Origin of the sequence: Lysinibacillus sp. FW12, from assembly GCF_050817245.1 — a bacterium.
Classification (GTDB): domain Bacteria; phylum Bacillota; class Bacilli; order Bacillales_A; family Planococcaceae; genus Lysinibacillus; species Lysinibacillus irui.
This window is the reverse complement of the sequence record NZ_CP139094.1, coordinates 1270012-1292705: the sequence shown is the minus strand read 5'-3', so window position 1 is coordinate 1292705 and position 22694 is coordinate 1270012. Positions and strand designations below refer to the sequence as shown.

18 protein-coding genes and 1 other annotated feature are annotated in these 22694 nt (G+C 38.2%); of the genes, 10 read left to right on the top strand and 8 right to left on the bottom strand.

The window, feature by feature from the left end; translation table 11 throughout:
• Positions 1-41: 41 nt before the first annotated feature.
• Entirely contained in the window at positions 42-836 is a 795-nt protein-coding gene (gene hisJ / locus SJW71_RS06595) for a histidinol-phosphatase HisJ (protein WP_274794094.1), read from the top strand.
• A 24-nt stretch (positions 837-860) separates the two neighbouring features.
• Positions 861-1340 carry a GAF domain-containing protein gene (locus SJW71_RS06590; protein WP_274794095.1) on the top strand — a complete coding sequence of 160 codons (480 nt, stop codon included), beginning with the start codon at positions 861-863 and terminating at the stop codon, positions 1338-1340.
• An 84-nt stretch (positions 1341-1424) separates the two neighbouring features.
• On the opposite strand, the gene SJW71_RS06585 is transcribed toward SJW71_RS06590, so the two are convergent.
• Positions 1425-3308, bottom strand: coding sequence for a sensor domain-containing diguanylate cyclase (locus tag SJW71_RS06585; RefSeq protein WP_274794096.1), 1884 nt, complete (start codon positions 3306-3308; stop codon positions 1425-1427).
• 473 nt (positions 3309-3781) lie between these two features.
• Here SJW71_RS06585 and rpsD point away from each other — a divergent pair, with 473 nt between their 5' ends.
• Entirely contained in the window at positions 3782-4384 is a 603-nt protein-coding gene (rpsD, locus tag SJW71_RS06580) for a 30S ribosomal protein S4 (RefSeq protein WP_274794097.1), read from the top strand.
• Positions 4385-4673: 289 nt separating this feature from the next.
• On the opposite strand, the gene SJW71_RS06575 is transcribed toward rpsD, so the two are convergent.
• Positions 4674-4847, bottom strand: coding sequence for a hypothetical protein (locus SJW71_RS06575; protein ID WP_274794098.1), 174 nt, complete (start codon positions 4845-4847; stop codon positions 4674-4676).
• Positions 4848-5672: 825 nt separating this feature from the next.
• Here SJW71_RS06575 and SJW71_RS06570 point away from each other — a divergent pair.
• The gene (locus SJW71_RS06570) at positions 5673-6878 is read left to right on the top strand and encodes an iron-containing alcohol dehydrogenase (protein WP_274794099.1); all 1206 of its coding nucleotides are present in this window, start codon (positions 5673-5675) and stop codon (positions 6876-6878) included.
• A 121-nt stretch (positions 6879-6999) separates the two neighbouring features.
• The gene (locus tag SJW71_RS06565; RefSeq protein ID WP_322611805.1) at positions 7000-7803 is read left to right on the top strand and encodes a cobalamin-binding protein; all 804 of its coding nucleotides are present in this window, start codon (positions 7000-7002) and stop codon (positions 7801-7803) included.
• A 54-nt stretch (positions 7804-7857) separates the two neighbouring features.
• On the opposite strand, the gene tyrS is transcribed toward SJW71_RS06565, so the two are convergent.
• Positions 7858-9126, bottom strand: coding sequence for a tyrosine--tRNA ligase (gene tyrS, locus SJW71_RS06560; protein ID WP_274794101.1), 1269 nt, complete (start codon positions 9124-9126; stop codon positions 7858-7860).
• A gap of 84 nt (positions 9127-9210) precedes the next feature.
• Positions 9211-9419 (bottom strand) — a binding site (T-box leader).
• A gap of 102 nt (positions 9420-9521) precedes the next feature.
• On the opposite strand from tyrS, the gene SJW71_RS06555 reads away from it, so the two are divergent.
• Together SJW71_RS06555 and SJW71_RS06550 are read left to right on the top strand one after the other, a co-directional pair.
• Positions 9522-12563 (top strand): transglycosylase domain-containing protein, encoded by a 3042-nt coding sequence (locus SJW71_RS06555; protein ID WP_431811879.1) that lies wholly within the window; start codon positions 9522-9524, stop codon positions 12561-12563.
• A gap of 153 nt (positions 12564-12716) precedes the next feature.
• On the top strand, positions 12717-13598 hold the full coding sequence (locus tag SJW71_RS06550) for an NAD-dependent epimerase/dehydratase family protein (RefSeq protein ID WP_322611802.1): 882 nt from the start codon (positions 12717-12719) through the stop codon (positions 13596-13598).
• A gap of 47 nt (positions 13599-13645) precedes the next feature.
• Here the strand turns inward: SJW71_RS06550 and SJW71_RS06545 are convergent, their stop codons facing one another.
• The 5 genes from SJW71_RS06545 to acsA all read right to left on the bottom strand — a co-directional run bounded on the left by SJW71_RS06545 (position 13646) and on the right by acsA (position 19870).
• Positions 13646-14776 carry an acetylornithine transaminase gene (locus SJW71_RS06545; protein ID WP_312506612.1) on the bottom strand — a complete coding sequence of 377 codons (1131 nt, stop codon included), beginning with the start codon at positions 14774-14776 and terminating at the stop codon, positions 13646-13648.
• A 73-nt stretch (positions 14777-14849) separates the two neighbouring features.
• Positions 14850-15635 carry an acetylglutamate kinase gene (argB, locus tag SJW71_RS06540; RefSeq protein ID WP_274794105.1) on the bottom strand — a complete coding sequence of 262 codons (786 nt, stop codon included), beginning with the start codon at positions 15633-15635 and terminating at the stop codon, positions 14850-14852.
• A complete protein-coding gene (gene argJ, locus SJW71_RS06535; protein WP_322606028.1) occupies positions 15598-16830 on the bottom strand; it encodes a bifunctional glutamate N-acetyltransferase/amino-acid acetyltransferase ArgJ in 1233 nt (410 codons plus the stop codon). The genes argB and argJ overlap by 38 nt, the downstream gene beginning before the upstream one ends.
• A gap of 39 nt (positions 16831-16869) precedes the next feature.
• The gene (argC, locus tag SJW71_RS06530; protein WP_431811878.1) at positions 16870-17904 is read right to left on the bottom strand and encodes an N-acetyl-gamma-glutamyl-phosphate reductase; all 1035 of its coding nucleotides are present in this window, start codon (positions 17902-17904) and stop codon (positions 16870-16872) included.
• A gap of 238 nt (positions 17905-18142) precedes the next feature.
• Positions 18143-19870, bottom strand: coding sequence for an acetate--CoA ligase (acsA, locus tag SJW71_RS06525; RefSeq protein WP_396631754.1), 1728 nt, complete (start codon positions 19868-19870; stop codon positions 18143-18145).
• 323 nt (positions 19871-20193) lie between these two features.
• Here acsA and SJW71_RS06520 point away from each other — a divergent pair, with 323 nt between their 5' ends.
• Genes SJW71_RS06520 through SJW71_RS06510 form a run of 3 tightly spaced genes read left to right on the top strand, consistent with a single transcriptional unit; the run spans position 20194 to position 22658 of the window.
• A complete protein-coding gene (locus SJW71_RS06520) occupies positions 20194-20826 on the top strand; it encodes a GNAT family N-acetyltransferase (protein ID WP_274794108.1) in 633 nt (210 codons plus the stop codon).
• 24 nt (positions 20827-20850) lie between these two features.
• Complete coding sequence (locus tag SJW71_RS06515) at positions 20851-21498, top strand: acetoin utilization AcuB family protein (protein ID WP_274794109.1); 648 nt, start codon at positions 20851-20853, stop codon at positions 21496-21498.
• Positions 21498-22658 (top strand): acetoin utilization protein AcuC, encoded by a 1161-nt coding sequence (locus SJW71_RS06510; RefSeq protein WP_274794110.1) that lies wholly within the window; start codon positions 21498-21500, stop codon positions 22656-22658. The genes SJW71_RS06515 and SJW71_RS06510 overlap by 1 nt, the downstream gene beginning before the upstream one ends.
• Positions 22659-22694 lie beyond the last annotated feature (36 nt).

Sequence of the window (22694 nt, the reverse complement as noted above, 5' to 3'; positions counted from 1 at the left end):
ATATAAATAGCGTATCTATAGAGCTAAAGGAGTGGTAAATTATGAAACGTGATGGGCATATACATAGTCCTTTTTGTCCACATGGCAGTTCGGACACTTTCGTGCAATATATTGAAAAAGCAATTTCTCACCGATTCACAGATATAACATTTACAGAACACGCCCCATTACCCAACAATTTTGTCGATCCTACTCCGCAAAAAGATAGTGGGATGAAGCCAAATGATCTCATGCCATACATTGAGGAATTGCAGAGACTACAAAAACAATATGCACAAGATATTCGCATCCGAATTGGGCTAGAAGTTGATTATATCCCTGGCTTTGAACAAGAAACTCGTGAGTTCCTTAATACATATGGACATTTTTTAGATGATGCCATTTTATCAGTCCACTTTTTAAAATGGCAAGATTCCTTTGTATGTATCGACTTTTCTCCGGAATGCTTTATGGATTTTTCAAAAAAAGTTGGCTCTGTTGAACGGGTTTATGATTTATATTATGATACTGTCTTACAATCGATTATGGCTGACCTTGGCCCATTCAAGCCAAAACGGATTGGACATCCATCACTTATTCATAAATTCCAGCTGGCACATAACGAAAATATCGATGATGCTCCAAGAATCAAAGAAGTATTAGACAGCATGAAGTGTGAAGGCTATGAACTAGATGTAAATAGTGCAGGTTTAAGTAAACAATATTGTCAGGAACCTTATCCACCATTTGCCTTTATCAACTATAGTCAAGCTATTGGACTACCCTATGTATTTGGTTCGGATGCACATTGCGCCGAAGATTTACATCAACATCATAATGTTATATTACCAATATAAATAAATTTTAAACGAGGTGCTTATATGTTTACACAAATTAATTATGAAGGATCAATTACTGACCAATATCTTACATTATCAAAACAATTGGATGCACTACTAACTGGTGAAACTAATCAGATAGCCAATTTAAGTAATGCCTCTGCACTTTTAAATCAGTTTTTAACAAACATTAACTGGGTTGGCTTTTATGTGTTACAGGAAAATGAGCTTGTGCTTGGGCCATTCCAAGGTCTTCCTGCCTGTGTTAGAATTCCGATTGGTCGTGGGGTTTGTGGAACGGCTGTAGCAACAAGAGAAACAATCGTTGTTAAAGATGTCCATGATTTTCCTGGCCATATTGCCTGTGATGCGGCCTCACAATCAGAAATTGTAATACCACTGATCAAGCAAGGCGAAGTCATTGGTGTTCTTGATATTGATAGTCCTATCGTGAATCGTTTTTCAGCGGAAGACCGCGATGGCTTAGAGCAATTTGTCCAAACCCTACTTCTTCATCTATAAATATCAAAAATTACCCTGAAATGTTTTAAATTGTCATTTCAGGGTAAACTTTATTATAACCATTTACATTTTACTTTATCAACTTTATAGATTTGTTTGATAAGAACCATCATGAATGCAAAAGCGATTTTTTCCACTATTTTTCGCTTCATACAAGGCAGTATCAGCATGTAAGAAAACAGATTGGAATGCTGGTCGGTCTCGTTCATCCCATGTTATGAGACCCGCAGAAATAGTTACTTGAGGATCTGTGGCACTGGGGATGATCTCCACAATAGTTGATGCCAATTCTAAAGCTTCCTTCTCGTTAATATTAGGTACATAAACGGACATTTCTTCTCCGCCCCACCTTGCACAAATACCACGACTACCAATAGTTTCTCTCAATTGGACTGCAATCTGCACAAGAATTTTATCCCCCACCTGGTGACCATACGTATCATTGATGCGCTTGAAATTATCAATATCAATTAACAAAAACATACCTGACTGATCGTATTCAAGCGATTTTTCTACAAATTGATCAAGGTAACTTCTAGCATAAAGTTTCGTGAGGTGATCCAAATCGACCATTTCCTGAAGCTGTGTGCGTAAAATAGAGTTCGCAATGGCTAAAGATGAGTGGTGAATTAACGATTGCATTAATTTAAAACTGTCGAATGAAAAGAAATATGGCTCTTTATGTAAGACAATACTAAAACCATTAATCTTTTCTTCCATTAAAATAGGAATCGCCATAATTGATCGATACTCAATTTGACGAGGAGTTAAACGGCTGAAATCGGCTATAAACAACGGGTCATTCGTTTGAGTAAAATGTTTTTCAACATGTTTGATATACGTTCTACCCTCTTCCGAACTAAACAACGAGGTACTCGCACCTGTTACCTCAAATGTATCATTTTTTTTAAAAGCGAAACAAACTTCCATTGGTTGAAAAGATTTTAGTAATTGCTTTTGTAGGAATAATAACATTTCATGAATGTCAATCCTCATATTTAAACGATGTGAAGTTTCATTGATGAGTTGTAAGTCACTTACGAGGCGATGCGATTGATGATATAATTTTGCATTTTCAAGTGCATTCCCTGACGCCTGCGCGAGCATCCGTACAAAATCCTTTTCAGTCGTTGAAAATAGATACGTAGTGGGGGCACTTACTTGCAAAATACCATAGATGGCTTGCCTGCCTTTTATAGGTGCATTAAGCAATCGACAATTTAAATCACTCGCTAGCTCTGTCGTCAACTCTCCTGATACAAATGCTTCGATTGTAGCAGGCCTTTCTGATAAATAATCAAAAAGCTTAATATCGATAGTCGTGTGTCGGTCTTGATCATTCGATAAAATAAGCTCAACATTAAAATCCGGAAAATTATCCCTTATATTTTTTAAAACGTTTTCTAAAATTAAATCAATATCCATTGTTGAATGAAATAAATCAGTCATGTTATATAGTTTTCTATATTGATCTTCGTTTATTTTTACATCAAAATTATCTCTTATCATTTGAAGAACCTTTGAAAGTATTTCAATACATTCTTCACCGTATTCCGAGGTCATGAAGTCTGTCCAAGTCTCTGTCGCCTCGACAAGTAATACACCAATGGGATGTTTGCCCTCTACTTGAAAAAGCACCATATCTGTCATCTTTGAATAGGCCTGCCGTGCTTTTAATATATAAGGAATTTCCACTACTTTTTGTTGGTAAAAACTAGCTTCGATCATCAGCCATGACACAGCATTTAGCTTTGTTTCAATTGTTAATGAAGCCATCTCCTCAATAGGGATTAAAGAATTACCCTCAAAACTGAGAAAAGCAGCATTATCAATTTTCAAGTGCTTCTTTAGACACTGTTTTAATGAATAAAAATACCCATTATAACTAGTTTGTTCTTCATTCGAACTCACCCAAAAGCTCAAAACATCAGATTTTATATATTTTAGCATTTGTAAATGGTCTGTCATGAAATCACCTTTTCTATATAACGTCCAAATCAATTACTATTAACTTATAATATATTATACATAATTTGTGTCATTTTGACTATGTAATTCTCCCTTACTTTTACAATTTACATTACACAGCGCATCATTAACTATTTCCATTTCATTTAAAATCGTTAGTGAGGAATTTCCTACTATATTTTTTTGTTAGTAAAATTTTAAATGTTAATAATTGACGTCCTTGTCCTAAACAGTTACAATGGAGGTTGTGTAAAATAAACGCAGCAGTGGTATAAGCTTATGACTGTATTTTATTCCTCTATTTTCTTATGTACGACTACTTAGATTCTCAACAGTTGAAAATTAGATGGTGTATTGCGTAACCTAACGGCTGCATAGGCGAAAATACATGAAAATAAAATGCGCATAAGAATGGGTACTACTGGTTTTTGTTTTACAACAAAAAAACCAAATTTAAAGGAGGAGACAACAATATGTCTCGTTATACAGGTCCATCTTGGAAATTATCACGTCGTCTTGGTATCTCACTAAGCGGTACAGGTAAAGAAATCGAAAAACGCCCTTACGCACCAGGTCAACACGGTCCAAACCAACGTAAAAAATTATCAGAATACGGTTTACAACTTCAAGAGAAGCAAAAACTTCGTCATATGTATGGTATGAACGAACGTCAATTCCGTACTCTATTTGACCGCGCTGGTAAAATGAAAGGTGTTCACGGTGAAAACTTCATGATCCTTCTTGAAACTCGCCTTGACAACTTAGTTTACCGTTTAGGTTTAGCTCGTACTCGTCGTGGAGCTCGTCAATTAGTTAACCACGGTCACATCTTAGTAGATGGCAAACGCGTTGATATCCCATCATACAGCGTAAAACCAGGTCAAACGATTTCTCTTCGTGAAAAATCTCAAAACCTTGCTGTTGTTACAGAAGCAATCGAAGTAAACAACTTCGTACCTGACTACGTAACATTTGATGCTGACAAAAAAGAAGGTACATTCACTCGCCTTCCAGAGCGCTCTGAATTATCAGCTGAAATCAACGAAGCATTCATCGTAGAGTACTACTCTCGTTAATCTTTTTGATTTGTCAATCAACGATTTTATAAACCCCCGAAACGATTTGTTTCAGGGGTTTTTTCGTTATTTAATTAAAAGTTGTTTGTACACGACTGATAAACCAGCACTATTGTATTTTTCAGCTACCCATTCACCTTACTTTTGCACATTACTTCGCCTCAAAAAATCCATAACCCTTTTTATTGATCCATAATAGTTATAAAAGTTGATTGAGAAGTTCTTCTCATTAGTTGTTTTTTTCGTTTTATTCTCAGAAGCAGTCCAACTATTAGATAAAGGAATGTTGTTATGATCCCTGCTGTTGGGGAAACAAGAAATTTCTTCCCTTGCGCAACTTGGATATATCCTTAAAAATGAGTGGATTGACAAGTGCATCTTCTGTCGTATGCATAAGAACGATTGGCCAAATACTTTTCGTTAGTAGATAAATCTCTGTGTACATAACTGTCCAGAAAATCATCGTGACAATCCCTACTATCGCAAATAACCACCTGTTAACCGGAAGTACACTGATTATGAAGTGTCTCCCTTAGGTTGCCCTGGAATAAATCTGTCTACCAAAACACCCAGCCAACCACATACAAGCACGATTGCTATAAAAATAATTATGTTTTTTTAGCCCTCACTTACAATGGACCTTCTTTATGATGAAGAATTGAAAGTGTATGGGCCAAGGTGTTTGGATGCAGAGCAAGATGTTAGGCTATTCCTTGGAAAGAATACCAACATGTTAAAGCTAGTGCACCTAAATGACATATACTTAACCTCACCCATTCATCGAAAATGTTTTCACTGAAATATTATTCAGCAAAATTTCAATTAACTCTGTTAAAAACAATTATATTTTCACTATATAGCTGTATAAGCTTAAACAAATATTATTTTTCTCCAATTTGTAGTATCACCACAAAACGTGACAGCTTTATGTACTTTAAAATAGTATTACACCTTTCCAAAATAACATTTTCACTACCATTATAATAAAAACAAATATCAGTTATTTACTATTCTAACAACTCCTAAAATAGAACCGTTTTCCAAAAAATATATTTTATTTTTATAGTAAAATATTTATGAACCATATCAATTTCAATATTCTTATACAAAACACATCCAACATACTCTATAAACCAGTTAACTTTTTTGTAAAATAATAACATGAATAAAATTAACAATTTTAATAAAAATACGAGTTGAACTTTTACAAAAAATAGAATACGATGAATTCCGAAAGGTGGTACACCATCATTCAAGCAATAATAATTTTTAAAAAGGGGTTGGAAATATGTCAGACGTTCTAAAGCAATTTGTTATGCCGAAAACAAACTTATTTGGACCTGGAGCAATTCAAGAAGTTGGTAAACGCTTAAATGATTTAGAAGTGAAAAAGACATTAATCGTAACAGATGAGGGCTTGCACAAATTAGGTCTCTCTGAACAAATTGCAAATATCATTACAGCTGCTGGAATTGATGTAGCAATTTTCCCTAAAGCAGAACCAAATCCAACAGATCAAAACATTGAAGAGGGCGTTGCAGTGTATCATGCAGAAAGCTGTGATTCAATCGTTTCTCTTGGAGGAGGTAGCGCTCACGATGCAGCAAAAGGTATCGGACTTATTGCTTCGAATGGTGGACGCATTCACGATTATGAAGGCGTTGATCAATCACAAAATCCACTTGTGCCATTAATTGCGATTAATACAACTGCTGGTACTGCTAGTGAAATGACTCGTTTCACTATTATTACGGATACAGCAAGAAAAGTAAAAATGGCCATTGTTGATAAACATGTGACACCGTTACTTTCCATTAATGATCCTGAATTAATGATTGGTTTACCTCCTGCACTAACAGCAGCTACTGGGGTTGATGCACTAACACATGCTATTGAATCATTTGTTTCGACAAATGCAACCCCAATTACGGATGCTTGTGCAGAAAAGGTACTTCAACTTATCCCTGAATACCTTCCTCGTGCCTATGCAAATGGTGGCGACTTAGAAGCACGTGAGCAAATGGTTTATGCTCAATTTTTAGCTGGTATGGCCTTCAATAACGCTTCACTTGGGTATGTCCATGCAATTGCTCATCAGTTAGGCGGTTACTACAATCTACCTCATGGTGTATGTAATGCTATTTTATTGCCACATGTTTGCCGCTTCAATGTAACTGCACGTACTGAGCGATTTGCTCGTATTGCTGAGTTATTAGGTGAAAACGTGGATGGTTTAAGTAAACGTGATGCTGCTGAAAAAGCAATTACAGCCATCGAAAAACTATCAAAAGATTTAAATATTCCTAGCGGCTTCCGTGAATTAGGGGCAAAAGATGAAGATATTGAAATCTTGGCTAAAAATGCAATGTTAGATGTTTGTGCTGAGACAAATCCTCGTAAAGCAACATTAGAGGATATTAAACAAATCATCACAAATGCAATGGGGCCTGTAGCGAAAAAAGAGGAGTCCCTCGAAGCAATCGCACTTTCTTAATGAGGGAATCAAGGTGGAGAAACATTGTTTTCTCCACCTTTTTTTATGACTTTGGCATACATGATATTGTCTACACTAAAAACTCTCGTTATACTTTTCTTAAAAAGAATAGGAGACCGTTATGCGATTAATTTCAATTTGTCCTAGCAATACAGAGCTCGTCGCCTATTTAGGACTGACTGACCAGCTTGTTGGAGTGGATGATTTCTCCGATTGGCCATCAACTGTAAAAGATTTACCACAACTTGGCCCAGATTTATCAATTCATATGGACGCTTTAGAGGCATTAGCACCCGATCTTGTCCTTGCTTCCTTAAGTGTGCCTGGTATGGAAAAAAATATCGAGGAATTACAAAAAAGAAATATCCCTCATATTGTTTTTAATGCCAACTCATTAGAGGAAATCGCACAGGATCTACTGACCCTTGGGAGAGCCTGTGATGTAGAAAAACGCGCCAAAGTAATCATGGATGAATACTTACAGTCGATTAAAGAGATGCGCTCTATTGCACAAACGATTGCCAAGAAACCTAGCGTCTATTGGGAATGGTGGCCTAACCCTATTTTTACACCTGGAAAAATAAATTGGCTAACAGAAATTAGTGCAATTGCTGGAGGAGTCAATCTATTCCAAGATGTAGAGTTAGCCAGTGTTCAAACAAATTGGGCTGATATCATTAAGCGAAATCCCGACTACATTATGATGGCTTGGGTAGGTGTAGCTTTTGAACGGATACAACCAGCCATTTTATTAAAACGTCCACATGCCCAAGAGCTACATGCCATTCAAATGGAACGTCTTCATGTGATGGAAGAATGGCTTTATTGTCGCCCATCTCCTCGTCTTATTGAAGGAGCTATAAAGCTTGCTAAAATGCTACACCCTCAAGAATATGAGCATATAGAACATCCAAGTTTTTTATAGGAAGAAAAAACAACATCCCCTCTATTTACGGGTATGTTGTTTTAGACAATAAAATTATACGAATTTCACCATATGATATTTTTTCTTACCACGACGGACAATACTGAATGCATCCTCTAGACGATCCTTCGCCTCAAAAACGTACTCTAAATCAGTCACTTTTTCACCATTCACACTAATCGCACCATTCGATACGTCCTCACGTGCTTGACGTTTTGAAGATGAAATACCTGCCTCTACAAGAAGGTCCACAATATTTTTGTCCTCTTTCGCCATTTCAATAGAAGGAACATCTTTAAAAGCATCCTTCATTTCATCGGCCGATAGTGCTTTTAAATCTCCTGAGAATAAAGCTGCCGTAATACGGATGGCTTGTTCCAATGCCTCTTGACCATGAATTAAACGAGTCATTTCTTCGGCAAGTGCTTTTTGTGCCTTACGTAAATGTGGCTCTTCCTCTACTGAAACTGCTAAAGCTTCAATTTCTTCACGAGATAGGAATGTAAAGATTTTTAAGTATTTGATTACATCTGCATCCGCAGCATTGATCCAAAATTGGTAGAATTCATAAGGAGATGTTTTCTTGGCATCTAACCATACAGCACCACCTGCTGTTTTACCAAATTTTGTACCATCTGCTTTTGTTACTAAAGGAATCGTAATACCGAAGGCTTTTGTTTCTTCCTCATGTGTTTTACGAATAACCTCTAAACCTGTAGTAATATTCCCCCACTGGTCAGATCCACCTACTTGGATTCGGCAATTGTAGTGATTGTATAAATGGTTATAATCAATACCTTGAATTAACGTATACGCAAATTCTGTGAAAGAAATTCCTGTGTCAAGACGAGAAGCAATTGTATCTTTCGCTAACATGTAGTTCACGTTAATTAATTTTCCGTAATCACGTAAAAATTCAATTGTGTTGATATTGCCAATCCAATCACGATTGTTCACAAGCTGTGCACCATTGCCATCTTCCGCAAAATCAAAAATACGTTCTAATTGGCTTCTGATCCCTTGGACATTTTGATCGATTTGCTCAACTGTTTGTAATTGACGCTCTTCTGAACGGCCAGATGGGTCACCAATCATTCCTGTCGCACCACCAACAAGTAAAATTGGACGGTGACCAGCCTTTTGGAAGCGACGAAGTGTTAAAAGTGGCACAATATGGCCAATATGCATAGAGTCAGCAGTTGGATCTACACCACAATATAAAGATACAGATTGTTCATCTAACAGTTTTGCCATGCCTTCAGCATCTGTTTGTTGGTATAGTAAACCACGCCATTCTAAATCTTGTAATAATTCATTTGTCATGTTGATTCCTCCTAAAATGGTTGAAATTCATTACGTGCATGGACATTATTCGATAAAAAAAGTCCCTACACGCAAACAATTGCATGCAGGGACGTTAAGTTGCAAACTAACGCGGTACCACCCGGCTTGAAGATGTCATCCACCTTCCACTTCATTCAATCGCCTTTATCGCAGGCGCGCACGTCTAAGCTCCAAGTACGTAATTCGTCTCTACATTATGACCAGTTTTCACCAACCACTGGCTCTCTAAACAGGGAATATAAACACTACTGCAAACTCTTCCTCACTAGAAAACTATAAATATAATTCTATACGAATCTTTTTCATTGTCAATAACTATGTTCGCTCTAAAACAATATGTGCTATAATAAACAAGATTTTAGGAGGTCGATACATTGAAAGATTGGATTGAAAAAATCAATGCAAAGATCGATGAATTACTAGAACAAAAATGGATGAAGAAATTACGTATTTCAGGTAGTGTTACCTGGAACTTATTTTTACTATTTTTAGTCTTTGCATTGCTTGGCACTGTATTTGTCGGTTCAGTAGGAGCTGGTTATTTTGCTTCTCTTGTAAAAGAAGAGCCATTGCGCTCTAAAGAAGAATTACGAAATCAGATTTTTAGCTATGAAGAAACCAGTGAAATTTATTTTGCAAACGATATTTATATCGGGAAATTACGAACAGATTTAGATCGACGTGAAACCTCACTCAGCAATGTTGCCCCAGATGTAATTAACGCTGTTCTCGCAACAGAGGATGAGTATTTCCGTGAACATAACGGCATCGTACCAAAAGCTGTTATTCGTGGGTTATTACAGGATGTCACAAACTCTGCAACACAAACTGGTGGATCTACCCTTACTCAACAACTTATAAAAAACCAAGTATTAACAAATGAAGTATCCTATGAACGTAAAGCAAAAGAAATTTTACTTGCTATGCGCTTAGAACATTTTATGACGAAGGAAGAAATATTAGAGGCTTATTTAAATATTATTCCGTATGGTCGTAACTCTTCAGGACGAAATATCGCAGGTGTTGAAACAGCTGCTGAAGGAATTTTTGGAGTAAAAGCGAAAGAATTGTCACTTCCACAAGCTGCGTACATAGCTGGTATTCCACAGGCCCCATTTGCCTATACACCATTTACGAATACTGGGGAGCTAAAAAGTGAGGAAGCTTTAAAACCAGGTATTGATCGTATGAAAACAGTACTATATCGTATGAAAGAAGCTGGTTATATTGACGATGCACAGTACAAAGAAGCGTTAGACTATGATATCGCTGCAGATTTCCGCGGACCTGAAATGCGTGCCGAGGATCGATATCCATGGCTAACATATGAACTTGAAGCTCGTGCAAAAGAAATTATTGCTGAAAAACTAGCAAAAGAAGATGGGGTTGACCCAGAACGATTAAAGACAGAGAAAAAAATAAAGGATAAATATATGATTTTAGCCGATCGAGATGTTCGTTCGAAGGGATACCGTATTTATTCAACGATTAATAAAGATATGTATGATTCGATGCAAAAAGCAGCGAAGGACTTCCAGTACTATGGCCATACGTACACAGGTAAAGGGAAAGATCCTGTAACGGGTGAAGAAATTGATGTTGAGATGCCCGTTCAAGTTGGAAGTATTTTAATAGAAAACTCAACAGGTCGTATTTTAAGCTTTGTCGGTGGTCGAGATTTTAAAACAACTCAGCTAAACCACGCAACACAAGCTTATCGTTCTAACGGTTCAACGATGAAACCATTACTTGTTTATGGTCCAGCCATAGAATATGGGGTTATCGGTGCAGGTAGCCCATTAGTTGACGTGAAATTCTCTATAGGTAAATGGAGCCCAAGCAACTATATTACGAGTGATGAGCGAGGACTTATTCCTGCACGTGAGGCTTTAGCAGACTCTCAAAACATATCAGCGCTACGTTTATATAATGATATTATTAATAGACGCCCCGCTGAACTGTTAGTAAAAATGGGATTCACAAAATTACACCCAGATGACTTCACTAACCTAGCAACTGGTATTGGTGCTTTAAGTGAAGGGACTACTGTAGAAGAAAATACAAATGCTTTTGCAACTTTTGCAAATGGTGGTCAATTCGTTGACGCCTATATGATTGATCGAATCGAAGATCAAGAAGGAAATATTATTTACCAGCATGAAGTGGAACCAGTACAAGTATTTAGTCCAGAAACGTCTTATATCGTGACAGATATGATGCGTGATGTCCTAACTAAAGGAACTGGTACGATGGCACGTAATACATTAAAATTTTCTTCTGATTTCGCTGCAAAAACAGGGACATCTCAAGATTATAAAGATGTTTGGTTAGTTGGTTATAACCCAAATGTTTCTCTAGGTGTTTGGATGGGATACGATCAACCTCGTCCACTTAATGTATTTAATAACACGTATTTACAACCAAGTGTTCGTGTGAATAAACTATGGGGAACTTTAATGAATGCCGTTTATGATGCGGATCCTCAGTTAATTGATCCTCCTACAAGCTTTAAGGCACCTAAAAATGTTGTCACTGCTTCATTCTGTGGTATTTCAGGTATGGCTCCTTCTACGGCTTGTGCGAATGCGGGTCTTGTGCGTTCTGATTTATTTAATGCGAAAGTATTTTTACCATCACAACCAGATGATAGCTTAGCCTCTTCAAGTGTTGTGACGATTAAAGGAAAAACCTATAATGCTCTACCAAATACACCAGCAGAATTTGTTAAATCAGGTGGTGCAGGCATTAATCAAGCCTTTATTAAACGAATGTTAGGTAGACTTGGCGGAAACCCTGCTAGTCTTTTACCAAAAAATTCAACATTATCAAATTCATCGGTATCAGCAGTTGATTTCCCAGCGGATGGTAGTCCTCCAGCAGCGGTATCAGCTTCAGTAAATGGTTCTACTTTATCTTGGTCAGGGTCATCAAACGATGTTGTCGGTTATCGTATCTATAACGTTACGAACGGTGGTAACACACTTGTAACATCTGTGTTAGAGTCAACGCAAAGTATTACTGTTGCTAGTGGACAAGCTTATGTGGTGGTCGCTGTAGATATTACAGGATTAACATCACCACAATCTAATGTTGTTTCTACTGGAGGTAGTGAGGATAAACCTGACCCAGAGGAAAACAACGATCAAGAGCAAATACCACCAACAACGCCACCTACTAATGGCAATGGCTCCAACAACGGTAATGGGTCGGGTAATAACGGAAACGGTTCAAATAACGGCAATGGCTCCGGGAACAATGGTAATGGATCAACTAATGGCGATGGTTCTGACAACAATGGTAACGGCTCAAATAGCGGCAATGGTTCTGGTGGCGATGGTGGCTCAGGTCATCCTGGAGATGGCACAAACGGAGGAGACAGTGGCAATACGACTCCTACCGAAACATCAAAACGATAATCAAGTCGGCGTCTTGTTATTATGAGACAGGATTTTTGATAGCGTTCAGCTATTTCAACATAAACAGACTTATTACACTTCATTTTTGATTTGTAGTAAGTCTGTTTTTTTGTCATTATAAAGAGGACTACTATTTTAAAGGGGTGGAAGAAAATGAATATATTAGTTTTAGGCGGGACACGCTTTTTTGGTAAAAAGCTAGTGGAACTTTGTATTGAAAATGGTCATGATGTAACGATTTTAACACGCGGTCAAAGTGGTAATCCCTTTGGTCCCAATGTTAAGCAGTTAGTAGCAAATCGAAATGATCAGGAAGCTTTAGCACAAGTCTTATCTGATAAAAAGTGGGATATTGTCTATGATAATATTTGCTATTCTCCTAATGAAGCACAAGTAATTTGCGATTTATTGAAGGGAAAAACCCAAAAGCTCGTCTTTACATCTACTCTTTCAACCTATGAAATAGATGGCAAGATGAAGAAGGAAGAAGACTTCGATCCATATCATTATCAAATTCGCATGGGACACAAAGAGGAATTTTCTTATGGGGAAGGAAAACGACAAGCAGAGGCTGTTCTATTTAAAGAGGCTTCGTTCCCTGTTGTTGCCGTCCGCTTTCCAATTGTTATGGGTGAACATGATTATACGCGCCGTCTACATTTTCATATCGAACGTATTTTACAGAATCAACCGATCACATTACCGAACATTGATGCTAAGATGAGTTATATTACTGATGAGGAAGCCGCTGCATTTTTATATTTTGCTGGCGTTACCCCTATTGAAGGTCCGTACAATGCGACAGCATCTGGTACTATATCGCTCAAAGATTTAATAACGCTTATTGAAGAAGTGAGTGGTAAACATGCAAAAATATCGCTTGTTGGCGGTGATGAAACATCACGATCACCATATGGGGTACCTGCCGATTGGTATATGTCGAATGCAAAAGCAGAGACAGCAGGATTTACATTTAGCCAGCTTGAAGATTGGCTACCAAAACTGGTGATAACATTAGTAAAACAGCTCCAATAAACAATACAAAGAATCTGCTGTCATCTAGCAGATTCTTTGTCATTAGATTAATGTAAAATGGTCTTTAAAATAGCAACTGCTTTGTCAATCTCTTCCTTCGATACAGTTAATGGTGGTAGGAGACGAATGACATTCGGTCCCGCTCCGACTAACAAAAGCCCCTTCTCCTCTGCTGCTGCAATATAGGACGCTACCTCTATGTCACCACAACCAATTCCTAACAGTAGGCCCTGTCCTTGAATTGTATAGCTAGAAGGTAAATGAGCTTTTAGTTGTGCCACAAAATAGGCTGATGCTTCCTGTACCTGCTGAAGAAATACTGGCTCGAAAACATGATCTAAAACAGCCTGTGCTACATTCATTGCAAGAGGGTTTCCACCAAATGTTGTACCATGTGTTCCAGGACTAAATGTAGCATAAAACTCGGTAGTCCCTAACATGGCACCTACAGGGAAACCGCCTCCTAACCCTTTTGCCAATGTCATAATATGTGGCTTTAATATAGTTTGTTCATAGGCATAGCGAGTCCCTGTTCGCCCAATACCAGTTTGTACTTCATCAACAATTAGAAGTATTCCTTTGTCAGCGCAGGCTTTTGCAATAGCTGCAGCGAATTCTGCTGATACACAATTGACACCGCCTTCTCCTTGAATCATCTCTAGCATAATAGCAGCCACCGAATCATCAATGGCAGCTTCAAGTGCAGCCACATCATTGAATGGCAAAATCGTAAATTTTTCTACAAGTGGTCCAAAGCCATTATGTATTTTGCCTTGACCTGTTGCAGACATTGCTCCAAAGGTACGACCATGGAAGGATTTTTCGAACGTAACAATATGATGTTTTCCTGTATGTTTCCGTGCTAATTTGATGGCCGCTTCATTTGCCTCTGCCCCACTATTACAGAAAAAAGCATGAGCGAAGTGGGTATTGGCGATTAATTTTTGCGCTACCTTCTCCTGTCCAGGTATTTCAAAAAGGTTCGATATATGCCATAGCTTTTCACTTTGCTCTTGTAATGCCTGCACAATGGCCGGATGGGCATGACCAAGACTTGCTACAGCAATGCCACTTGTAAAATCTAAATATTGTTTGCCTGCAGAATCTTCAACAACGGTCCCCTGTCCTTTGACAATTTGTGCACGACGTTTACCGTAGTTCCCGAATAAAGCACTCATGTTATCATCTCCACTATCATTTGAAATAGTCTTCTTTTAACAACTATACTTCTGGTAATATTTTATTAGAACACTAGGAAGATTGAATTTTAATTGAAGCGACAATCGTTGTACCGATTAATGCTTCATCCACTATTTGTACAGATGGTATACCAGCGTGTAAACAGTCGATAGCTCCTTGTACTTTTGGAATCATCCCACCATATATATGGCCTTGTTCTATCCATTGGTCGATGAGAGAAGGTGTAGCGATTGTTTGATATTCATGATGAATACGAATACCACTCACATCCGTTACTAATAATAAACTATCTGCTCCTACTGCTAACGCTATGTCACTTGCTACTGTATCGCCATTAATATTAAGAGCCTGGCCTGAATCAGTAGCTCCTACACAAGCAATAACAGGCACAATTCCTATATCCAGAAAAGTTTCAAGTAAGGCTGCATTAACCGTTTTGATTGCTCCAACATAGCCATAAACATCTTGATCTAAAAAATCAGCGACCATTATCTGACCATCAAAGCCGTTTAATCCAACAGCTGCGATACCTGCATTTGTTAATTCATGAACTAAGGCTGGATTTACCTGACCTATTAGAGTTGATTGTACAACCTTCATTGCAGCCTCATTTGTGACGCGTATTCCATTTAATGAATGCGATGATATGCCTTGAGCAGTAAGTTCTCGGTTAATGGCTGGACCACCACCATGGGTAATAATAAGCTCTACTCCGCTTTCTCGAAGTTTTTTAAAGTTGTCAAAGAAAGCTTCATTTAACCCCTCCAGCGTACTGCCTCCAAGCTTGATCACCATACGTTTACGAGCGGTACGATGCATTGATTTGGACGTAGTCATACGTTAAGTCACATCCCCAAGCATGCCCCTTGCCGTCACCAACCCCAAGGGACACATAGATTTTTACTTCATGCATTTTTAATATTTGAATTAGCTCGTCTTCAGAAAAAGGAATAGGCTCTCCATTTTCAACCATTGTTGCACCACCGATTTGAATAGTAATTTTATCTGGGTCAACCGTTGCCCCACTATAACCAACCGCAGCAATAATACGTCCCCAGTTAGCATCACAGCCAAAGACAGCAGTTTTCACAAGTGGTGAACCGACAACAGTTTTAGCAATTTTACGTGCCTCCTCATCTGAAATGGCCCCAACAACTTCCACTTCAATAAGCTTCGTAGCTCCCTCTCCATCTTTTGCAATCATTTTTGCCAAATCTTCAGCTACTGTTTTCAATGTGTAATAGAAGTTTTGCCAATCTGGATGCTCTGGTGATAGAGGATTATTTTCTGCTAAGCCATTAGCTAATACAACCACTGTGTCGTTGGTTGATGTATCCCCATCAACTGTAATGGCGTTAAATGTTAAATTAGTAATAGTTGATAAAGCTGCTTGTAATACTTCAGATTCAATATTGGCATCTGTTGTAATAAAACCTAGCATTGTTGCCATATTTGGTTCAATCATACCTGAACCCTTTGCAACACCAGCAATAATGACCTCCTTACCATCTACAATGGTGCTATAGCACGTATTTTTCATAACAGTATCTGTCGTCAAAATAGCCTGAGCAAAGTCAATGGCACTTTCTAAATTGTCCTTTGGCTCTAATTGTTGGATGCCGTTAGCTACAGGCTCCAGTTTCAGCATTTCACCAATAACACCTGTAGAGCAAACTCCTACCAAGTTCGATGAAATCCCTAATTTTTCTGCAGCTAGCGCTTGCATCGTTTGAGCATCCTTTATACCTTGTTTTCCAGTACAAGCATTTGCGTTACCAGAATTAACAATCATCGCTTGCATTTTCTTCGTTGTATAAACAACTTCCTTTGTCACTTTTAATGGTGCTGCTTGAACAGCATTTGTGGTAAAAACACCTGCTACACTTGCTGGTACTTCACTTACTAACAGCGCTAAATCCTTTTTCTTATGCTTCAAACCACAGTGTAGTCCCGCCGCTTTAAAGCCTTTTGGTGAAACAATATTTTTACTGGATAATTTTTTCATTACAGTCGTTGAAGTAGTAACTGTCATCCTTCATTCCTCCTTAGAAATTAAGATTCTTCCTTGCTATTAAATAAAGAACGGTACGACATCTAATCCTGTCGTTTGCTGTAAATCAAATTGTACATTCATATTTTGGATTGCTTGCCCTGCTGCTCCTTTGACAAGATTATCGATGACACTGACGATGGTTGCCCGATTTGTACGAGCATCTACATTTACTAAAATATCGCAATAGTTCGATCCCTTTACGCGATTTGTTCCTAAACTATTAGCATCCGTCACAATTCGTACAAATGGATGTTTTTCATAGGCTGTCTTTAAACAAGCAATTAGCTGGGCCTCCGTAATACCAGGCATAACAGAAGCATAGGATGTTGCCAAAATTCCTCGTGTCATTGGAATTAAATGTGTATTAAAAGTAATGGTCGTATCGACATGAGCAAACATGGAAAGTGCCTGTTCTATTTCGGGTATATGCTGATGTGTATTAACTTTGTAAATAGAAAGGTTCTCATTCGCCTCACTGAAATGGGTCGTTTGTGACGGCTTATTACCGGCTCCTGAAATTCCACTCTTAGCATCAATGACTAAAAAGCTTGGATCAATTAATCGCTCTTTGATGAGTGGCAGTAAAGATAGTAATACGGCTGTAGGGTAACAACCCGGATTAGCAATAAGTGTTGCTTGCCGTATACGTTCTGTATTCCATTCGGTTAAACCATATACACTTTGCTGAACACTATTAGCTGGCGCAGCCTTTTTGCCATACCATGCTTCATAACTTGCTAAATCTTTTAATCTGAAATCGCCAGACAAATCTATTAATTTTGGTCCTTTGCCAACCAAAGGCGGTAAAAGCTCACTTGTCACGCCTGAGGGTGTACTAGTAAAGACAACATCAAATTTTTCTAACGCGTCATAAGCTATTTTTTTTAACGGTGTATCGACTATCGTAACAAGATGACCAAATTTTGAAGAAAAAAGAACTCCCTCTTCCGAAGAAGTAAATAATTCAATTCGATCAACAGCTGGATGATTATGTAAAAACCGAATAAGCTCTAACCCACCATATCCAGTTGCTCCCACAATACCTACTTTCAATGCACTCACCTCTGAAATAAGTTAAAAATAGTATACGATTGCATAAATATTAAGTCAACTGAATTTTTATTTATTTAGATGTTTTTTTCTTCTTAGGATATTTCAATTTTCTAAAGCTTTTGTAGCATTGTCAATTCATAAAAAAGAAGGCAAGAATCCTTTCGTCCATTAAATGAATTCTTGCCTTCCTTTTATGCAAATACTGTATAAATATCAATTATTGTCTTAGGACACCTCATTAGTCTTCCATTGTCGATAAGTCACCAGTTGGCAAATTTAACTCCCACGCTTTTAACACACGACGCATAATTTTCCCACTACGTGTTTTAGGCAATTTATCCTTAAATTCGATTTCTCGTGGGGCTGCATGAGCCGACAAACCTTTCTTCACAAATTCACGAATATCTTCAATCATTGCAGTAGAAGGCTCTACTCCTTCTCGTAAGGATACAAAGGCCTTAATGATTTCTCCACGTACTGGATCAGGTTTCCCGATCACACCTGCTTCGATGATATCTGGATGCTCAAGTAGTTTGCTTTCTACTTCAAATGGCCCAACACGCTCTCCAGCAGTCATGATAACATCATCCACTCGACCTTGGAACCAGAAGTAACCATCATCATCCATAAATGCAGAATCTCCAGATACATACCATTCTCCTTTTAAGAAATAAGATTCATAGCGTTCTGGATTACCCCAAATTTGGCGCATCATGGCTGGCCATCCCCGTCGAATAGCTAGATTTCCCATTGTAAAAGGTGGTACTTCATTGCCAGCGTCATCGACAATCGTTGCATGAATACCAGGAAGAGGTTTTCCCATTGAACCTGGCTTAATATCCATCGAAGGATAGTTGCAAATCATATGAGCTCCTGTCTCTGTCATCCACCATGTGTCATGTATACGATGTCCTAATTCCTCCATTCCCCAACGAATAACTTCAGGATTCAATGGTTCCCCAACTGATAATACATGGCGTAAAGAAGTAAGATCATACCTTTCAAGCAAGCCACTACCTGCACCCATCAGCATACGAAATGCAGTTGGTGCACTATACCATACTGTTACACTATAATCCTCAATGGCTTGATACCATGCCTGTGGAGAAAATCTTCCACCTACAATTAGCATCGTGACACCGTTTAACCAAGGACCAAAAATACCATAGGCTGTCCCTGTCACCCATCCAGGATCAGCTGTACACCAATAAATATCATCTTCACGTAAATCTAGTACCCATTGTGTTGATTGAAATTGTTGAATCATAGCATTATGGACATGCAATACACCCTTTGGTGCGCCAGTTGAGCCAGAGGTATAGTGAAGAATCATCCCATCTTCTCTGTCAACCCATACGATATCAAAAATGGCCGAAGCTTCTTTTAAATGTTTATTAAAGTCAAGAATTTGAGCTGATTCCTCTATTTCCTCACCGACTAAAAAGACATGCTCCAATTTAGGTAATTTGTCTAAAGGTACACGTTCAAGTAATGCTGGTGTAGTGACTAATACTTTCGCCTCACTATCTGCTAGCCGATCATATACAGCACCTTCCATAAAAGCTTCAAACAAAGGGCCTACAATAACACCCATTTTCAGCGCACCTAATATTGAAAAGTAAAGCTCAGGTGAACGTGGCATAAAAATAAATAAGCGATCACCTTTTTGCAAATTAGTAGCTGTTTTAAAAACATTTGCTGCCTTGTTTGTTAACCTTTTCATTTCATTAAAAGAATATGCTTCTTTTCGTTTACCATCATTAAAATAAAGCGCTACCTTATTTTTACGATGTGTTTCTGTATGGCGATCTATAGCCTCATACGCCATATTTACTAATCCTGTTTCGAACCAGTTAAATGCTTTTTCGGTGTTAGCCCAGTTGTGTGATTTTGCCACTTCCTCATAATTCATTAAATAATGCTGACCAGGTAAAGCCCTTAACTTCTCCTTCATTTTCATCCCCATGAAAACTACCCCTTTCTTTGCTTTTGCTTTTGACTATATTTCCAACAATCCCCCTGTTGAAATATAAAAAATTATGACAAAAGCAAAATGAATATGCAGCTATTGTTATATAACAGATTAACGTCATAATAATGATAAAATCCCTAATCACACTACTTTTATCTGTTAAATAACAGAAGCAATATAATTCTATTTTACACGAATTTCAATAGATTGTCTTAATATTTTCACTTTTCCAAAAATACAGGTATATTTTGCAAAAATAAGCGTTTTTCCGCAAGAAATCAGCTATAATGGAATTATTAAACTCAGGTGGTGTAATTATGGAACATAAAAAAACTTTTTTTTCTGTCACAAAGGAAACAAAGCATGGTACGGTGTATGTGGAAGGACCTGTACCTCCAGAAAAATTAGCTACATATTCATTCCATGAAGGCTTGGTTGCCTTCAGACCTCCAAAACAGCAGCAACAAGCCATCATAGAGATTGCAGGACTTCCAGAGGGCCGAATTATTATTATTCGAAACGAAGATATTATCGTAGGCTATGTTACCTATCTTTATCCTGATCCACTTGAACGATGGGCAGAAGATCGAATTGAAGACATGATTGAATTAGGCGCCATTGAAGTCATTCCAGACTATCGGGGTACTGGTGCAGGGAAGGCTTTGCTAGCCGTTTCATTTATGGGAGATGAAATGGAAGACTATCTTGTGATTACTACCGAGTATTATTGGCATTGGGACTTAAAAGGAACTGGTTTAAATGTTTGGGACTACCGCAAAATGATGGAGAAAATGATGAGCTCTGTCGGCTTCGAATATTTTGCCACGGATGATCCCGAAATTACATCACATCCAGCCAATTGCCTTATGGCACGTGAAGGGAAACGAGTGCCTCCTGAGACAATGGAAAGATTTGATAGGCTTCGTTTTAAAAATCGTTTCATGTATTAAAACCAACACAAAGGGGATGCGTATATGATCGTAGAAGAGATTATGAATGATGAGCCTTACACATTAGCTCCTACCAATACTGTACAAGAAGCATTAAAGCTAATGCGTGAAAAAAAAGTTCGTCATTTACCAGTTGTAGATGAGGAACGTCACGTATTAGGTGTGATTACGGAACGAGATATTAAAGAAGTCTTGCCATCATCTTTACAGGATGAGCCTAACTCTCCTGTTTTTAAGGCAAAAGTAGAGGACATTATGGTGAAGGACCCACTTATTGGTCATCCACTAGATTTTGTCGAAGAGGTTGCCCTTACATTTTATGAATCCAAAATAGGTTGTTTACCTATTGTTACTGGGGGAAAATTAGTAGGGATTGTGACGACAACCGATTTACTCTATACATATATAGAGCTAACTGGTGCTACGGAGCCCGGCTCAAAAATTGAGATTCGGGTATCCGATACACCAGGGGTTTTATTTGAAATTACAAAGATATTTCATCGACACCATGCCAATGTCCAAAGCGTCTTAGTTTATCCTGACTCTGAAAATACACAAAATAAAATTTTAAGTGTCCGAGTAAAAACACTGAATCCTTTAGCTATGATTGAAGAACTTCGTAAAGAAGGCTTTGATGTACTTTGGCCTAATTTACCAGGTGTTTCATTATAATGAAAAAGGCTGTATTCGTTTACTCGCCCGAACAACTCGGATATAAATTTTCAGATACCCACCCTTTTAATCATAAACGTTTGACGCTAACAATGGATTTATTAAAAAATATACATGCTCTCGATGATCTAGATATTGTACCTGCTCGTGTTGCAACAGATGAAGAGTTATTGCTAGCACATGATCCAAAATATATAGACATTGTAAAAAAAGCAGGACATGGTGAATTATCGGAAGCTCAATGTGAAAGCTATGGTATCGGCACGGAAGATACACCCATTTTTGAAAATATGCATGAAGCCAGTGCGCAGCTCGTTGGTGGAACGTTAACAGCAGTTGATTATGTAATGGAAGGGAAAGCTGGCCATGCCCTCAACCTTGGTGGAGGTTTACATCATGGCTTTCGTGGTCGAGCTTCCGGATTTTGTATTTACAACGATAGCACGGTAGCAATTCGCTATTTGCAGGAAAAGTATAATGCACGTGTACTTTATGTAGACACAGATGCTCATCATGGAGATGGTGTTCAATGGAGTTTTTATGAGGATCCCAATGTTTGTACTTTGTCTATTCACGAAACGGGTCGATACCTTTTCCCTGGAACAGGAAACATCACCGAGCGTGGCAATGGTCAGGGTTACGGGACCTCGTTTAATTTTCCCATGGATGCTTTTACAGAGGATGAAAGTTTCTTAGATATATATGAACAATCGATGCGAGAGATCTTTGAATTTTTTAAGCCTGATGTTGTCTTAACCCAAAATGGTGCTGATGCCCATTACTTTGATCCCTTAACCCATTTACATGGAACGATGAATATTTATCGTGAAATCCCAAAGCTTGCTCATCAATTAGCACATGAATATTGTGATGGAAAATGGATTGCTGTTGGTGGCGGTGGCTATGATATTTGGAGAGTAGTACCTCGAGCTTGGTCGATGCTATGGTTGGAAATGACTGACCAAAAATGTCCAACGGGGCCGCTCCCACAAGCATGGCTTGATCGCTGGCAGCCTGAAGCACCCGTACCTTTTATTCCAACGTGGGAGGACCCAATTCCTTTATATGAGCCCATCCCTCGAAAAGCTGAAATAGAAGAAAAGAATGCTCAAATGTTAGCCAAGGCGCTACATATTATTCGAAATGAAAAACGAGATTAACATTATTGCCTCACGATAAGCGTGAGGCTTTTTTAT

Bases quoted from the DNA above. Each gene is read 5' to 3' on its own strand.
- hisJ (WP_274794094.1), top strand. From the start codon at position 42: ATGAAACGTGATGGGCATATACATAGTCCTTTTTGTCCACATGGCAGT.
- SJW71_RS06590 (WP_274794095.1), top strand. From the start codon at position 861: ATGTTTACACAAATTAATTATGAAGGATCAATTACTGACCAATATCTT.
- SJW71_RS06585 (WP_274794096.1), bottom strand. From the start codon at position 3,308: ATGACAGACCATTTACAAATGCTAAAATATATAAAATCTGATGTTTTG.
- rpsD (WP_274794097.1), top strand. From the start codon at position 3,782: ATGTCTCGTTATACAGGTCCATCTTGGAAATTATCACGTCGTCTTGGT.
- SJW71_RS06575 (WP_274794098.1), bottom strand. From the start codon at position 4,847: ATGATTTTCTGGACAGTTATGTACACAGAGATTTATCTACTAACGAAA.
- SJW71_RS06570 (WP_274794099.1), top strand. From the start codon at position 5,673: ATGTCAGACGTTCTAAAGCAATTTGTTATGCCGAAAACAAACTTATTT.
- SJW71_RS06565 (WP_322611805.1), top strand. From the start codon at position 7,000: ATGCGATTAATTTCAATTTGTCCTAGCAATACAGAGCTCGTCGCCTAT.
- tyrS (WP_274794101.1), bottom strand. From the start codon at position 9,126: ATGACAAATGAATTATTACAAGATTTAGAATGGCGTGGTTTACTATAC.
- SJW71_RS06550 (WP_322611802.1), top strand. From the start codon at position 12,717: ATGAATATATTAGTTTTAGGCGGGACACGCTTTTTTGGTAAAAAGCTA.
- SJW71_RS06545 (WP_312506612.1), bottom strand. From the start codon at position 14,776: ATGAGTGCTTTATTCGGGAACTACGGTAAACGTCGTGCACAAATTGTC.
- argB (WP_274794105.1), bottom strand. From the start codon at position 15,635: ATGACTACGTCCAAATCAATGCATCGTACCGCTCGTAAACGTATGGTG.
- argJ (WP_322606028.1), bottom strand. From the start codon at position 16,830: ATGACAGTTACTACTTCAACGACTGTAATGAAAAAATTATCCAGTAAA.
- acsA (WP_396631754.1), bottom strand. From the start codon at position 19,870: ATGGGGATGAAAATGAAGGAGAAGTTAAGGGCTTTACCTGGTCAGCAT.
- SJW71_RS06520 (WP_274794108.1), top strand. From the start codon at position 20,194: ATGGAACATAAAAAAACTTTTTTTTCTGTCACAAAGGAAACAAAGCAT.
- SJW71_RS06515 (WP_274794109.1), top strand. From the start codon at position 20,851: ATGATCGTAGAAGAGATTATGAATGATGAGCCTTACACATTAGCTCCT.
- SJW71_RS06510 (WP_274794110.1), top strand. From the start codon at position 21,498: ATGAAAAAGGCTGTATTCGTTTACTCGCCCGAACAACTCGGATATAAA.